The 14,526-nt window shown below is 63.0% G+C and carries 17 protein-coding genes; 3 read left to right on the top strand and 14 right to left on the bottom strand.

Annotated elements, in window-relative coordinates; all coding sequences use genetic code 11:
• Nucleotides 1-9: 9 nt before the first annotated feature.
• Both NKI35_RS18580 and NKI35_RS18575 read right to left on the bottom strand, forming a co-directional pair.
• On the bottom strand, nt 10-603 hold the full coding sequence (locus NKI35_RS18580; RefSeq protein ID WP_352741204.1) for a hypothetical protein: 594 nt from the start codon (nt 601-603) through the stop codon (nt 10-12).
• A 61-nt stretch (nt 604-664) separates the two neighbouring features.
• On the bottom strand, nt 665-1,033 hold the full coding sequence (locus NKI35_RS18575) for a DMP19 family protein (RefSeq protein ID WP_502882119.1): 369 nt from the start codon (nt 1,031-1,033) through the stop codon (nt 665-667).
• Here NKI35_RS18575 and NKI35_RS18570 point away from each other — a divergent pair.
• Both NKI35_RS18570 and NKI35_RS18565 read left to right on the top strand, forming a co-directional pair.
• Nucleotides 1,019-1,348: a hypothetical protein gene (locus NKI35_RS18570; RefSeq protein ID WP_023743469.1), complete on the top strand. Its 330-nt coding sequence runs from the start codon at nt 1,019-1,021 to the stop codon at nt 1,346-1,348. The two genes, NKI35_RS18575 and NKI35_RS18570, sit on opposite strands and share 15 nt — an antisense overlap.
• A 132-nt stretch (nt 1,349-1,480) precedes the next feature.
• A complete protein-coding gene (locus tag NKI35_RS18565) occupies nt 1,481-2,371 on the top strand; it encodes an SMP-30/gluconolactonase/LRE family protein (RefSeq protein WP_352741202.1) in 891 nt (296 codons plus the stop codon).
• On the opposite strand, the gene NKI35_RS18560 is transcribed toward NKI35_RS18565, so the two are convergent.
• From NKI35_RS18560 to NKI35_RS18545, 4 genes are all read right to left on the bottom strand, one after another.
• Nucleotides 2,350-2,685, bottom strand: coding sequence for an antibiotic biosynthesis monooxygenase (locus NKI35_RS18560; RefSeq protein ID WP_352741201.1), 336 nt, complete (start codon nt 2,683-2,685; stop codon nt 2,350-2,352). The two genes, NKI35_RS18565 and NKI35_RS18560, sit on opposite strands and share 22 nt — an antisense overlap.
• A gap of 283 nt (nt 2,686-2,968) precedes the next feature.
• Complete coding sequence (locus tag NKI35_RS18555; RefSeq protein WP_352741200.1) at nt 2,969-4,849, bottom strand: ABCB family ABC transporter ATP-binding protein/permease; 1,881 nt, start codon at nt 4,847-4,849, stop codon at nt 2,969-2,971.
• A gap of 24 nt (nt 4,850-4,873) precedes the next feature.
• Nucleotides 4,874-5,209 carry an ArsR/SmtB family transcription factor gene (locus tag NKI35_RS18550; protein ID WP_023685665.1) on the bottom strand — a complete coding sequence of 112 codons (336 nt, stop codon included), beginning with the start codon at nt 5,207-5,209 and terminating at the stop codon, nt 4,874-4,876.
• A 229-nt stretch (nt 5,210-5,438) separates the two neighbouring features.
• The gene (locus tag NKI35_RS18545) at nt 5,439-7,136 is read right to left on the bottom strand and encodes a LysM peptidoglycan-binding domain-containing protein (protein WP_352741199.1); all 1,698 of its coding nucleotides are present in this window, start codon (nt 7,134-7,136) and stop codon (nt 5,439-5,441) included.
• 124 nt (nt 7,137-7,260) lie between these two features.
• Here NKI35_RS18545 and NKI35_RS18540 point away from each other — a divergent pair, with 124 nt between their 5' ends.
• The gene (locus NKI35_RS18540) at nt 7,261-7,872 is read left to right on the top strand and encodes an LOG family protein (RefSeq protein ID WP_023705376.1); all 612 of its coding nucleotides are present in this window, start codon (nt 7,261-7,263) and stop codon (nt 7,870-7,872) included.
• Between the two features lie 31 nt (nt 7,873-7,903).
• Here the strand turns inward: NKI35_RS18540 and NKI35_RS18535 are convergent, their stop codons facing one another.
• The 8 genes from NKI35_RS18535 to NKI35_RS18500 form a co-directional block, all read right to left on the bottom strand.
• Nucleotides 7,904-8,593, bottom strand: a complete 690-nt coding sequence (locus NKI35_RS18535; protein WP_352741198.1) for a glutathione S-transferase family protein — start codon at nt 8,591-8,593, stop codon at nt 7,904-7,906.
• A gap of 11 nt (nt 8,594-8,604) precedes the next feature.
• Complete coding sequence (rarD, locus tag NKI35_RS18530) at nt 8,605-9,534, bottom strand: EamA family transporter RarD (protein ID WP_023742610.1); 930 nt, start codon at nt 9,532-9,534, stop codon at nt 8,605-8,607.
• Between the two features lie 139 nt (nt 9,535-9,673).
• Nucleotides 9,674-11,290, bottom strand: coding sequence for a citramalate synthase (gene cimA / locus NKI35_RS18525; RefSeq protein ID WP_023742611.1), 1,617 nt, complete (start codon nt 11,288-11,290; stop codon nt 9,674-9,676).
• Between the two features lie 187 nt (nt 11,291-11,477).
• Entirely contained in the window at nt 11,478-12,434 is a 957-nt protein-coding gene (gene pip / locus NKI35_RS18520; RefSeq protein WP_023742612.1) for a prolyl aminopeptidase, read from the bottom strand.
• Nucleotides 12,435-12,442: 8 nt separating this feature from the next.
• Nucleotides 12,443-12,919, bottom strand: coding sequence for a GFA family protein (locus NKI35_RS18515; RefSeq protein WP_023684470.1), 477 nt, complete (start codon nt 12,917-12,919; stop codon nt 12,443-12,445).
• Complete coding sequence (locus tag NKI35_RS18510; RefSeq protein ID WP_023742613.1) at nt 12,916-13,422, bottom strand: GFA family protein; 507 nt, start codon at nt 13,420-13,422, stop codon at nt 12,916-12,918. The genes NKI35_RS18515 and NKI35_RS18510 overlap by 4 nt, the downstream gene beginning before the upstream one ends.
• 22 nt (nt 13,423-13,444) lie before the next feature.
• Nucleotides 13,445-13,831, bottom strand: coding sequence for a VOC family protein (locus tag NKI35_RS18505; protein WP_023673572.1), 387 nt, complete (start codon nt 13,829-13,831; stop codon nt 13,445-13,447).
• Nucleotides 13,828-14,232 (bottom strand): endonuclease domain-containing protein, encoded by a 405-nt coding sequence (locus NKI35_RS18500; protein WP_023742614.1) that lies wholly within the window; start codon nt 14,230-14,232, stop codon nt 13,828-13,830. The genes NKI35_RS18505 and NKI35_RS18500 overlap by 4 nt, the downstream gene beginning before the upstream one ends.
• Nucleotides 14,233-14,526: the final 294 nt, after the last annotated feature.

The following is a 14,526-nucleotide window of genomic DNA, read 5'->3' as shown; positions in this document are numbered from 1 at the left end:
TTGCTGTCGCTAACCCGCCGCAGCGGAGCGATCAAAGTGGGCATTGAGCTCGGCCATAGCGGCCTCAGCGAGGCTTTCATCATCCTTGCCGCGCAAGAGCACACCGCCGTTCCGCAACGATTGGAAAAGGAAGACTTGGCCTGATGCCAGCACCACCCAATTCACGATTGCTCCTTCCTCCTTCTGCACCACCGAATTCGCAGAAACGATGGCATCCGTCGGGTCGAAGCCTGCCTTGCGGAGCAGGAGGTCGACGGCGGCGGGAGCATGGTATTGTTCCGCCAGCTCAATGACCGCTGTGATCTCGGGCTCTTCAGCAATGCCAAGCTTGGCGCCAACTTTCGGGGCGTTAGCCGCTAGCGGGCTCTCGCCTGGCGGTATGACAAGCAACTCTTCTGGAGCGATGTACTCGTAGACCGTGACGTGTGTCTCCGTCGCACTGCATAGTCGGGTCTTCTTCGCGCTGGTCTGAAGTTGAAAAACCAGCTGTTTCTCTCCTTCTATGTTCAGCATCCTTGCCGTGCCGAACGCGATTTTGATCTCGGGCGGCGCGATCTTGGCGCAGGCAAGGCCGGCCCCGACATCGCGCCAGCTCAAGATCATCTGGCCTGCCAAGTTGCCAACGGAGTTATGAAGAAGCCTGCTTCGCGCTTCGGATTGGCCATCACCAGCCGGTGTATGACGTCGTCGTAATCGTCACTATCGACAACTTGCAGATCAGGCCATGACGCGATCCAGCGCGCCAAAAGGTTTTCCATGGGCGCGGCCTCATCCGCAACGTAGAACGCATGATCAAGTGTATCGAGAAAATCATCCCGCCCGCCCTCGAAGCCCGTCTGCTGGGCGGCTTCGTTGGGTGGTCTGCAATCCAGCTGGACATCTTTTCCAAAGTCGCAAGCTGGCCCTTTGCGCCACAAGCAGTGAGTCCAGCTCGTGCGTTGGCAATCATGGCGCCGATTTCCTGCCCGGCATTGTGGATGAATTGACCGTTCTTTACCTCCGAAGAGTACGAGTCGGCATGAAGGACCTGCATCGCCTTGGTGTCGATTTCGGGATAACGATAGAGTCCTTTGGAAACCATCGCTGTGACGAATTGCATGACAGCGAAGACGAGAAAAACGGCTCTTCATCAGGATCCTCGACGTTCGAACGCAGTACGACGACCGGCAACGGCAGGCCGAATTCCAACTGCTTTCCAGAATCTGATGCCGACTTCTCGGGCGTTTTCTTGGATTTGCGGGAAAAGAAACCGAACATCGAAAATACTCTCTTGGTCGCAAAACTTGCGCGAACGGGTTATTTCCGACGCGACAATATCAGCTGCCCTCAAGGATTAAAGGCACTCTGATCCAGAGGCATCCGCACGATGGTTTGCCGAAATTGTCGACGGTGTCGGGGCGCCACAGATTCATACGTCCTTGGCAGGAAAGCGCTTCGCGACAATGCCGAATTGCGGCGAGTCGACAAACCAGGGTCAGAGATGCCATCCTCGAAATCAGTCGCCCTGAACGCCAAGGTCATTACAGAAGGCCTCGCTTTCGGAGAGTCTCCCCGCTGGCACGACGGACGCCTGTGGCTCTGCAACTGGGGAACCGGAGAGATCGTCGCGGTGGATGAGGACGGCGGGAACCAGGTGATGCTCACCGTGCCGGCCATCCTGCCCTATTCGATCGACTGGTTGCCGGATGGCCGATTGCTGATCGTCTCGGGTCGGGATGGCTTGTTGCTGCGGCAGGAGGCGGATGGAACGCTGGCCACCCATGCCGATCTTCGGTCGCTGTCAAACAGCCCGTGGAACGAGATCGTCGTCGACGGGCGCGGCAACATCTATGTCAATGGCGGCGGGTCGGCGCCTGCACCGGGCGAGCATTTCGGGCCCGGCACCATCGTGCTGATCACGCCGGACGGCTCGGTTCGACAAGTGGCCGAGAACATCGCTTTCGCCAACGGCATGGCGGTGACGCCGGACAACAGGACACTGATCGTGGCGGAGTCGCATGCCAACCGGCTGACCGCCTTCGATATCGCGGAGGATGGCGGGCTTTCCAACCGCCGGGTCTGGGCCGATCTCGATGGCTTTCCCGACGGCGTCTGCCTCGATGCCGAAGGAACTGCCTGGTATGCGGATGTTCCCAACAAACGCTGTGTGCGGGTGCGCGAAGGTGGCGAGGTGTTGCAGACAGTCGATGCCGATCGCGGCTGCTTTGCCTGCATGCTGGGCGGGCCGGATGGCACGACACTGTTCATCGTCGCCGCCGAATGGCGTGGTTTCGAGAACATGATCAGCGATGTCCGCACCGGCCAGGTGCTGAGCGTCGAGGCGCCAGCACCTGGCACGGGCTGGCCCTCCTACATCTCAGGCAGACGCTGATAGTTGGCGAAATCGGCCTTCACACCCAGCCGGGCAATGGTCTCCTGCGGGTTGAAGCCCGCCCGCTCGTGGGCCGCCTTGACGATCGGCACGACATTGTCGACGGCCGCCTGGTTTTCCCATTCGACAATGGTGACCAGGTTGAACTCACCCGGACCCGAAAATTGCTCGAGCACGAAATCCTGGACGAAGCCTTGCTGCAGGCGCAGCAGTTCATGCGTTGCCCTGACCTTGCGAAGGATTTCTTCACGGGCCTCGGCAGGAACGACGAATTTGTCGACCCTGAACACGGCTGCCTCGGCAAGTTTATCCATTTGAATCTGTCTCCGTTCTTGAACGACTTGGGTTCGGTGGCTCAGGAACGGTTTGCGATCTCAACTTAGGTTGAGGTCAAGGGGAAATTTTCCGTGGTGATGATGGCGACGACGCTGCATATCTCCCCCCTTGAGGGGGAGATGGCCGGCAGGCCAGAGGGGGTCGGTTCGACTGGATGCGCCCCCCTTGCGACCGATGAAGGTTAGCGCTCCACGCGCGGCGACCCCTCTGTCGCCTTCGGCGACATCTCCCCCTCAAGGGGGGAGATTGGCGCTCCGCCGCCTAGCTCACCTCCGAAGTCCGCCTGCGCACAACCACACCCAGCTCATCGCTCTCGCGTGCAACTCGAAGCCTCTCTTCGGCTTCTGTCGCTTCGCGCTGGCGGTCCCACATCGACGCGTAGAGGCCATGCTTTTGCATCAGCTCGGCATGGGTGCCGCGCTCGGCGATCTCGCCGTCCTTGAGCACGATGATCTCGTCGGCGGTGATCACCGTCGACAACCTATGCGCAATGACGATGGTGGTGCGGCCCTTGCTGACCAGGTCGAGGGCGGCCTGGATTTCCTGTTCGGTGTGGCTGTCCAGCGCCGAGGTCGCCTCGTCGAGCATCAGGATCGGCGGCGCCTTCAAAATCGTGCGGGCAATCGCCACGCGCTGCTTTTCGCCGCCCGACAGCTTTAGCCCGCGCTCACCGACCATCGAGCGATAACCTTCCGGCAGCCGTTCGATAAACGGGCCGATCTGGGCAAGCTCGGCGGCTTTCTGCATATCCTTTTCGCTGGCACCGATGCGACCGTAACGGATGTTGTAGGCGATGGTGTCGTTGAACAGCACGGTGTCCTGCGGCACCATGCCGATCGCGCCGCGCAGGCTCTGCTGGGTCACATCCCTGACATCCTGGCCGTCGATCAGCACCTGACCGCCCTGGACGTCGTAGAAGCGGAATAGCAGCCGCGAAATAGTCGACTTGCCGGCGCCGGACGGTCCGACAATGGCGACCGTCTTGCCGGCCGGCACCTCGAAGGAGACACCTTTCAGGATCTTGCGGTTCGGATCATAGGCAAAATGCACGTCGCGGAACTCGACCTTGCCGGCTGTAACGGCGAGTAGCTTGGCATCGGGCTTGTCGGTGATCTCCTGCGGCACATCGAGCAGGTCGAACATCTGCTCGATGTCGGTCAGCCCCTGGCGGATTTCGCGGTAGATGAAGCCGATGAAATTGAGCGGCACCGAAAGCTGCATCAGCATAGCGTTGATGAAGACGAAGTCGCCGACCGTCTGCGTGCCGGCCTGCACCTCCAGCGCCGACATGCACATGACGATGACGGTGCCGAGGCCGAAGATGATGCCCTGGCCGAAATTCAGCCAACCGAGCGAGGTCCATATCCTGGTCGCCGCCATTTCATAGCGCGCCATCGAACGGTCGAAGCGCTCAGCCTCCATACCCTCGTTGTTGAAGTATTTGACGGTCTCGTAGTTGAGCAGCGAGTCGATCGCCTTGGTATTGGCGTCGGTGTCGCTGTCATTCATGTCGCGGCGGATCGAGATGCGCCAGTCGCTGGCGCGCACCGTGAACCAGACGTAGAGCCACACCGTGGCCGCCACCACGACCACATATTTCCAGCCATAAGTGTAGGCGAAGATGCCGGTGGTCAGCGCGAATTCGAGGATAGTCGGCGCCGTGTTCAGCATGATGAAGCGCACGATCGTCTCGATGCCCTTGGTGCCGCGCTCTATGATGCGCGACAGGCCGCCGGTGCGGCGCTCGAGGTGAAAGCGCAGCGACAGCTGGTGCATGTGAACGAAGGTGCGGAACGCAAGCTGGCGCACCGCATACTGGCCGACGCGGGCAAACAGCGCATCGCGCAGCTGGTTGAAGCCGAGTTGCACCAGCCGCACGACATTGTAGGCGACGACCAGCATCACCGGCGCCAGCAGGAAGGATGGCAGCGGCGGCGGCGATTTGGCGTCACCGGCCAGAGAATCGGTCGCCCATTTGAAGAAGTACGGCCCGGCAACCAGTGTCAGCTTGGCAACGACCAGAAGCAGCGTTGCCCAAGTGACGCGTGCCCTGAGATCGGGGCGGTCGGCCGGCCACATATAGGGCCACAGATTGCGCAAGGTGCTGAAGGTCGAGCTATCGGAAACGGTTTTTTCTGCCACTTGTCTTGCCTTTTGGGTGAGAAATCAGCGGCCGGAGCAGCAGGAATTGACGAGTGCGGTCAGCGATGCGGAAACGTCGGCGAGCGCGGCGCGGTCGAGTTGATAGCGCGAGCGCTGGCGGTCGGGCTCGAAGCGGACCAAGCCTGCTTCGACCAGGATTTTCAGATGCTGGGAGACCGTCGACTGCGCGAGGTCGAGATGGTCGACAACCTCACGGCAGCAGCAGGAGCGGCTGGCCGACAGATGTCTAAGGATCTCGATGCGCGCCGGGTGCGAGAGTGCGGCGAAGCTCGCGGCAACGGCGCGGCTTTGGGGCGGTGCGCAGTTTGCGTGGTCTGGTTCAGCGAGCGAGTCTGCCATCGTTCATCGGCGATAGACGATGAACGGGTGCGTGGCAAGCTATCCCGATGGGTAGAGCGACCTAATCTCCCCCCTCGAGGGGAGATGTCGCCGAAGGCGACAGAGGGGGTCGGTACGTCCTGACGCAACGTCGTTTGCAGCAAAGAGAAGGTCGGCGTTCTATGCGCGGCGACCCCCTCTGGCCTGCCGGCCATCTCCCCCTCAAGGGGGGAGATCAAGCGCTCGGCCGCTACTGCGTCTTCACCGGCGCCGTTGTCACCTGCTCGCCCATCGCCTTGAGGTCGGCGGCTTCGCCTTCCTTGGACTTTTCCGGAACCTTGAACACCTGCCCCGGCCAGATGCGGTCGGGATCACTGATCTGGTCCTGGTTGGCGAGATAGATGGTCGAGAAGCGCACGCCGTGACCGTAGACGCGCCGTGAGATCCGCCACAGCGTGTCGTGCCTGCGGATGATCACCGCGCCGTCGGCATGTTCAAGCTTTGGCGCCACCGTCTCTGGCACATCGGGCGTTGCCGCCGCGACGACGGCTGGAACCTCAGCGGCAGGCGCTGCCGGTGCCGCAGGTGCCCCGGCAACCGCCGGGGCAGCCGGAGCCGGCGCTTCAGCCGCCGGTGCGGCTGGTGCGGATGCGGCAGCAGCTGGTGCGGGCTTCGCAGGGGCAGCCGCGATAGTGGCTGGCGCCGCAGGCTTCGGAGCGGCCGGTGCTTCGGCAGCAGCCGGTGCGGCCGGCTCAGCAGGCTTTGCTTCGGCGGGCTTGGTCTCGGTGGGCTTGGCCTCCGCGGGCGCCACGGCGGCGATCGCCTCGCCGGGTTCGCGCTCGAACGGCACGGCGGCACGCGCTACCACCTTCACGCCGTCGGCATCGAGACCGTCGACATGGATGGTGTAGTTGCCGACCGGGATATCGCGCGTTGCCTCGACCAGGAAATGACCGTCGGGCGAGGTCACCGCATCGCCAAGCAGGATATCGTTGGCATAGGCGCGCACCTTGCGGCCGGCGTCAGCCAGACCGGCAACGAAGATCTTGTTGCCGTCGATCTCGACCGCTTCGACGACGATCTTGGGTTCAGCCACGGCGGCAGCCGGCGGCGTTGCAGGTACTGCTGGCGCTGCAGGGGCAGTTGCGGCTTCCACAGCCGGAGCAGCAGGTGCTGTTTCAGCGGGAGCGGCAGGCGCTGCCGCGGCCACGGCAGGCGCTGCCGTAGCAGGCGCCTCAGCGGCTGGGGCAGCAGCCTGATCGCCGGCCGGTGCCGCGGGCTTGGTCTCAGGCGCCGGGACGCTAAGCAGCTCGGCCGGCTTGCCGGGTTCCTCGACCATCGCCAGCACCTGGCCGGCGGCGTCCTTGGGAACCGAAACGACGGCGGTCTGCACCGAAGGCGTAACCACTTCGCCGGTCGTCGAGCGCAGCGCAATCGTATAGTCGCCGGGCTTCAGTGGATCGTCGAGGACGATGACGAAGGCGCCGTCCGGACCGGCGACCGTCGAGCCGAGCACCGTCGAGCCGTTGAGAATCTCCACCTTCGCATTCGGGGCCGCATTGCCGGCAATGACGATCGAGCCATTGCCTTCGACGCGCACGACGTCGAAGCTCGGCGCAACCGGCCCGGCCGTGGCCGGCGCGGGAGTTGCTGGGGCTGCAGCCGGCGCGGCAGGTGCCGCCGGAGCCGCAGCTTCGGTCGCGGGAGCGGTTGCGTCCGCAGGTGCAGCCGGAGCCTTGACATCGGCGGGCGCGGCAGGCGCCGGCGGCAGCCTTCCCTCGGTCCCGGAATCGGCCGGCTTCTCAGCCGGCGGCGTCAGCGCTGCAATCTCCGCTGGCGGCTTGGGGTTGAGATACGGGTCGAGTGCGCCCGATACATAGGCGGTTCCGACGATCGCGACGGTCCCACCCGCCGCGAACAGAAACGCCTTCAAAGGATTAATTGCCATATTTCCCTGCCCCTTAGCCACCTAAAGCCGGTCTAGCGTGTTTTATCTGGACCGACAAGAAAAAGCCCGGGCTTGTCAGCCTCAGGGGCTTGACCCCGCATTCAGACCCAATCACCAATCACGCATGAACACGATTCGATCCGTCTGCGTCTACTGCGGCTCGTCGCCGGGCCGCGATGAAATCTATGCCAAGGCCGGGCACCTGCTTGGCCGCTCGCTCGCCAAAGCCGGCCTGCGGCTGGTCTATGGCGGCGGCACCAAAGGCATTATGGGCGCAGTCGCCGAAGGCGCGCTCAAGGCCGGCGGCAAGGTAACGGGCATCATTCCGCGCTTCCTCATCAACAAGGAGGCGACCGAAACCGCGCTTGACCGGCTCGACGAGTTGCTGATCACCGACAACATGCACGAGCGCAAGCACAAGATGTTCGAGAAATCCGACGCCTTTGTGGCGCTGCCCGGCGGCATCGGCACGGTCGAGGAAATCGTCGAGATCATGACCTGGGGCCAGCTCGGCCATCACCGCAAGCCGATCGTCTTCGCCAACGTTCAAGGGTTCTGGGATCCGATGCTGGCGCTGCTCGACCATATGGCCAGCGAAGGCTTCATCCACACCGCACAGCGGGTCAGGCCGCTGGTGGTCGAAGACCCCGAGGCAATCGTCGCCGCCATCATGGTGGCGGGGTCGTCGGTCGATGCCCCGACGGAAGGCGTGCAGTCGGTGATTGATAAGATGTGATAGTGAATAGTGAGAGAGGCCCCGCTGCCCATCACGCCGTAGCGCGAAGATCCTCGACGATAGTGCCGGAGGCAGCGACCTCCTCCGCTTCATGGTCCGGCTCCCGCCAAGTCTCGGCGAGACCCGCCGCATACCAGTCCTGCATCGCCGGCAGGCCGAGCAATTGCGCGGGATAGGCGGCAGCAGCACCTTCGAAAGACAATCCATAGGACTGGACGCGGAACGCCACCGGGGCGAAGAAGGCATCGACTGCGGTGAAATGGCCGCCGGCAAGGAACGGCCCGCCGAACAGGGCAAGGCCATCGTTCCAGAGATCGCCCAAACGGAACAGATCCTGCTTCAGCGCGTCCGACATCGGCAACGGTTTCACCCGCAAGCCGCAATTCATCGGGCATGCGCCGCGCAAGGCCGTGAAACCAGAATGCATTTCGGCGGCGGCCGAGCGCGCCCAGGCTCGCGCCTTGGCCTCGGCAGGCCACACACCATGGTGGCGCTCGGCGAGATACTCGGCAATAGCCAGCGAATCCCAGACAGCCCAGCCGTCATCCACCAGGCAAGGCACGCGCCCGCTGGGCGAGAACGCCCGGTAGAGATCGAAACTGGGCCCGGTCGGAAACGGCGTCAATTGCTCCTCGAACGGAATGTCGAGGGTGCGCATCAGCACCCATGGCCGCAGCGACCATGACGAATAGTTCTTGTTGGCGATATGCAGCACGTACATCGAAAGGCTCCCTACTTCGGGGCCAACGCCACCGGGCGGATTTCACGGCCACGAAACATCGACCAGGAATACATCGCCAATGCCGCCCAGATCAGCGCGAAGGCAATTGCTTGCGTGGTGCCGAACGGCTCGTCGAAAATCAGCACGGCGATCAGGAACACCATGGTCGGTGCGATGTACTGCATGATGCCGATGGTGGAGAGGCGCAGAAGCTTGGCGCCGAAGGCGAACAGAAGCAGCGGCACCGAGGTGACTGGGCCGCAGCCGATGAGCAAAGCCATATCGGTGCCGTTGCTGGAGATGAAATGGTCCTGGCCGTTGACGACCAGGAAGACGATGTAGGCAAGCGCCGGCACCGAGAGCAAAAGCACTTCGAGCAGAAAGCCCTGGCTCGGGCCGATCGGCAGCGTCTTGCGGAAGAAGCCGTAGGCGGCGAAGGAAAAGGCCAGCGCCAGCGACACCCAGGGCAATTTGCCGGCGTCAACGGTGAGCACGGCAACGGCGATCGCCGCCAGTGCCACGGCCGCGATCTGCAGCCGGTCGAGCTTCTCGCCGAGAAGAGCCGCGCCGACGACGATGCTGACCAGTGGGTTGATGTAATAGCCGAGCGCGGTCTCGACGGTGCGGTCGACCGAGATCGCCCAGACATAGATGGCCCAGTTGACGGAGATCAGGGTCGCCGTCAGCGCCGCCATGGCGATGCTGCGCGGCGAGCGGATCGCCGCCTTGAAATCGGCTGTGCGGCCGGCCCAGACCAGCACTGCAGCAGCAATCGGCACCGACCAGACGATGCGGTGGGCGATCACCTCGATCAGCGGCAGATGCGCAACCGCCTTCATGTAGAAGGGCAACAGGCCCCATAGCAGATAAGCGCCGAGCGCGAGGAGAAAGCCGCTGCGGGCTTTGGAGTCGGCGTCGGGCTGGATCGTGTCGCTGGCCATGGCAAACGCTATGGCCCAGTGGGCCATCCAAAACCATCGCAAAATTATGATGGATCAATGGACTTCCGCTGATGGCTCAAGGGGCGGCGCCAGTTCCTCGCCCCACTTCGGGGGGCGAGGAAACCCACGTCTTGCAACCCTACTCCGCCGCCACCAATCCCGCCATGTCGCGGTTCTTCATCAGCTTGTAGACGATCGAATCCATCAGCGCCTGGAAGGAGGCGTCGATTATGTTTTCCGACACGCCGACCGTCCACCAGCGTGCGCCGGTGCCGTCATGCGATTCGATCAGGACGCGAGTGATCGCCTCGGTGCCGCCATTGAGGATACGCACCTTGAAATCGGCGAGCTCCATGTCGGCGATCTCGCTCTGGAATTTGCCGAGGTCCTTGCGCAACGCGATGTCGAGCGCGTTGACCGGGCCGTGGCCTTCGGCCACCGACATCTTCTCCTCGCCCTCGACCATCACCTTGACGATGGCTTCGGAGACCGTCTTCAACTGGCCGTTGGCATCGAAGCGGCGCTCGACCATGCAGCGGAACGAAGTGACGTTGAAGAACTCCGGCAGGCCGTGCAGCATTTTGCGCGCCAACAGCTCGAAGGAGGCATCGGCGCCCTCATAGGCGTAGCCCTCGGCCTCGCGCTCCTTGACCACCGAGATCAGCGCATCGAGACGATGGTCGTCTCTGGGCACATCGATGCCGCGCCGCTTCAGCTCGGCGAGGAAATTGGCCTTGCCGCCCTGGTCCGAAACCATAACGCGGCGGCGGTTGCCTACCGCCTCGGGCGGCACATGTTCATAGGTCGCCGGCTCCTTGGCCAGTGCGGAGGCATGGATGCCGGCCTTGGTGGCGAAGGCCGAGGCGCCGACATAGGGCGCCTGCGCTTCCGGAGCGCGGTTCAGCAATTCGTCGAAGGCGCGGGAAAGCCGTGAAATACCGGTCAACGCTTCAACCGAGATGCCAGTTTCGAAGCGATTGGCGAAGGCCGGCTTCAGCGCCAGCGTCGGTACGATCGAGACCAGATTGGCGTTGCCGCAGCGCTCGCCGATGCCGTTCAGCGTGCCTTGGATCTGGCGCACGCCGGCCTCGACGGCGGCGAGCGAATTGGCCACCGCCTGGCCGGTGTCGTCATGGGCATGGATGCCGAGATGGCCGCCCGGAATGCCTGAAACAATGACCTTGTCGACGATGGCGCGCACTTCCGAGGGCTGCGTGCCACCATTGGTGTCGCACAACACCACCCAGCGCGCGCCGGCATCATAGGCGGTCCTGGCGCAGGCCAGCGCATAGTCGGGATTGGCCTTGAAGCCGTCGAAGAAATGCTCGCAATCGACCATCGCTTCCTTGCCGGCGGCAACAGCTGCTTCGACCGACGCGTTGATCGAGTCGAGGTTTTCCTCATTGGTGCAGCCGAGCGCGACGCGGACATGATAGTCCCAGCTCTTGGCGACGAAGCAGATGGCGTCGGACTTGGACTGCACGAGCGCTGCCAGGCCCGGGTCGTTGGACGCCGACACGCCTGCCCGCTTGGTCATGCCGAAGGCGACGAACTTTGCCTTCGCCGTTCGCTTCTGCTGGAAGAAGGCGGTGTCGGTCGGATTGGCGCCGGGATAGCCGCCTTCGACATAGTCCATGCCGAACTCATCGAGCAGCTTGGCAATCGCGATCTTGTCCTCGACGGAAAAGTCGATGCCCGGCGTCTGCTGGCCATCGCGGAGGGTTGTGTCGAAGAGATAGAGGCGTTGCTTTGTCATTGTTCTGTTGGCGCGCGAGCACCCCCCTCTGGCCTGCCGGCCATCTCCCCCTCAAGGGGGGAGATCGGCAGCTTTAGCGTCGGATCTTTTCCCGCAGCGACGGAGATTTGCGAAAGGCCCGATGACAGGCAATCTCCCCCCTTGAGGAGGAGATGTCCGGCAGGACAGAGGGGGGTGCCGCGCGCTGTCATTTCCCCGCAAACCCATCCGTCGCGCGTATCAGCCGATCCAGAATCCCCGGCTCCGAATAGGCATGGCCGGCGCCTTCGATGAGGTGGAAATCCGCCTTCGGCCAGGCCTTGTGCAGGGCCCAGGCATAGCGCGCCGGGCACGGCATGTCGTAGCGGCCGTGGACGATTGTGCCGGGAATATCCGCGAGCTTATGCGCATCGCGGAGAAGCTGCCCCTCCTCCAGCCAGCCGGCGTGGACGAAATAGTGGTTCTCGATGCGGGCAAAGGCGATGGCGAAGTCGTCCTCGCCGAACTTGTCGCTGGTCTCCGGCTCCGGTAGCAGCGTGATCGTCTCACCTTCCCACAGGCTCCAGGCAAGCGCGGCTTCCATCTGCGCATTGCGGTCGGAGCCAACAAGCCGTTTGCGGTAGGCGGCCATCATGTCGCCGCGCTCGGCTTCAGGGATCGGCGCCTGGAAACGCTCCCATTTGTCGGGGAACATTTCGGAGACGCCGAACTGATAGTACCATTCGAGTTCGGCGCGGGTCAGCGTGTAGATACCGCGCACGACAAGCTCGCTGACGCGATTAGGATGCTTCTCGGCATAGGCCAGCGCCAGCGTCGAGCCCCACGAGCCGCCGAACACCAGCCATTTTTCGAAGCCGCACATCTCACGCAGCCGCTCGATGTCGGCAACCAGGTGCCAGGTGGTGTTGGCCTCGAGCGAGGCGTTGGGTGTCGATTTCCCGCAGCCGCGCTGGTCGAACAGGATGACGTCGTAAAGCTTCGGGTCGAACAATTGCCGATGTTTTGGCGAGAAGCCGCCGCCAGGACCGCCATGCAGGAACACGGCCGGCTTGGCGCCCCTGGTTCCGGAGCGCTCCCAATAGATATGATGGCCGTCGCCGACATCGAGCATGCCGGACTCGAAGGGCTCGATCTCGGGATAAAGAGTACGAAGTTCACTGTTCATTTCATTGCTCATATCTTCAGGCCGTGCGCGGGCCAGTCCGTGGTTTCGTGGTCGGGATGCTGGAACGAGATGATCTGCTCCTGGCGGGAGTAGAAATCCGGATCCTGATGCACGGGCTGGTCAAAGATCGTTTCCACCCAAGGCAATCGGACCGCGTAGTTGACCTGGATCTGCGGCGCCAGATCGGAGCGGTCGTCGAAGGCGCCGATGGCGATCTCCAGTGCGCCAGGTTGGCGATAGGTCAGCGGTGTACCGCAGCGGGCACAGAAGCCGCGATCGATGTTGACCGACGACTGGAAGTAGGTCGGCTCCTCGCGCACCCATTCGACGCCATCCTTGGGCACTGTCACCAGGGCGCCAAAAAAAGACCCGAACTGTTTCTGGCACATGCGGCAATGGCAGATGGACGCCCGGCCAAGCTTGCCCTTGATGCGGAAACGCACGGCGCCGCACTGGCAGCCGCCGGTTCGAACTTCATCGGTCATGATTTTCCCTCTGGCGGCCGGTGTTCGGTGTCCCATTGGTCGGTGTCATGGTCGGGATGCTGGTAGGAGACGAGATCGGCCAGATACGGAGCCGACGACATGTCGGCCATAGTGTCCTCGCCCGGCAATTGCGGAAGGGTGTCGACATAGGGAAGTTTTGCCTCCATGCCCCACTGGATCAGCGGCACGATTTCGGCCGGATCGTCGAAGGCGCCAATGGCGAGACCAACGCCATCGGGCGCGGTAAAGGTCAGCGGCGTGCCGCAATTGGCGCAAAAGCCACGATCGACATGGCTGGACGAGGCGAAATATTTCGGTTCGCCGCGCGTCCAGTCGAGTTTGGCGCCACGCACCGAGACCAGGGGCGCGTAAAATGAGCCGAACGCCTTCTGGCACATGCGGCAATGGCAGATTGAGGCGTCACCCAGCGCACCCTCGACGCGAAAGCGCACCGCGCCGCACTGGCAGCCGCCGGTGTAGATCGGCCGGTTGTCGAGGCTCATGGCGTTTCACTCCGTTTCATAGTCATTCGGGCGCATGGCAGACGGCCTCGACATTGTTGCCGTCGGGATCCAAGACGAAGGCGCCGTAATAGTCCGGGTGATAGTGCGGGCGCAGCCCCGGCCCGCCATTGTCCTTGCCGCCGGCGGCGAGCGCCGCGGCATGGAAGGCGTCGACCTCGGCGCGGCTGCGCGCGGTGAAGGCGACGTGCTGATGGGTCCTCGGCTTGTCATCGCTGGCCTGCAGCCAGAACACCGGCCGGTCGCGGCCATAACCGCCGACCTTGGCGCCGCCGGTATATTCCAGTGGCACCATGTAGATCAGCGAGGCGCCAAGCGGCGCTATCGCCTGGTCATAAAAGGCTTTCGACGCGTCGAAGTCGGCGACATTGATGCCGAGATGGTCGATCATGCAACAAGCTCCTCCCTTGCTGGCGCCGGCACGTCGGCGCCGGCCAAGCCGGCCCCGATGACGATGTGCTGGCAGGCATTGTCGATATCGCGGATGACGTCGTCGTTCCAGAAGCGCAGGATGGTCCAGCCACTGGCACTCAATTGAGCGCTGCGTGCCTTGTCGCGTTCTGCATCTTCTACGTCGGCATGCTGACTGCCATCAACCTCGACTACGAGGTGGTGGGCCGAACAGGCGAAGTCGACAATGTAGGGTCCAATCGGTACCTGTCGGCGAAAGCTCATCCCCATCAGCCGGTGAGCCCGCAACTCATTCCACAGTTTCAGCTCGGCATCGGTCATGACGCGACGCATGGACTTTGCATTCTTGCGCTGACGCGATGGAACGAGGTCGTGACCCATGCTCAGGCCACTCCGCGCTGGCGATTAGCGAAAACCGAGGCGAGGGCTGATCTCCCCCCTTGCGGGGGAGATGTCCGGCAGGACAGAGGGGAGTGCTGTCCCGCCAGCGTCTCAACCGGCAGCCATTGCGTTCTCAGAAAGTGACCGAAATGAAAGTGGGCAAGAAGGAACGCTGGCGTTCCTTTACACCCCCCTCTGTCCTGCCGGACATCTCCCCCGCAAGGGGGGAGATTGGCTGTCGCTCCGGCCTTCGCCAATCTTACAACGGTGTCTCGCGCCACCCTCACCGCTTCA

The organism is Mesorhizobium sp. M0676, assembly GCF_040320535.1.
GTDB lineage: Bacteria > Pseudomonadota > Alphaproteobacteria > Rhizobiales > Rhizobiaceae > Mesorhizobium.
This window is presented reverse-complemented; position numbering and strand designations above follow the sequence as displayed.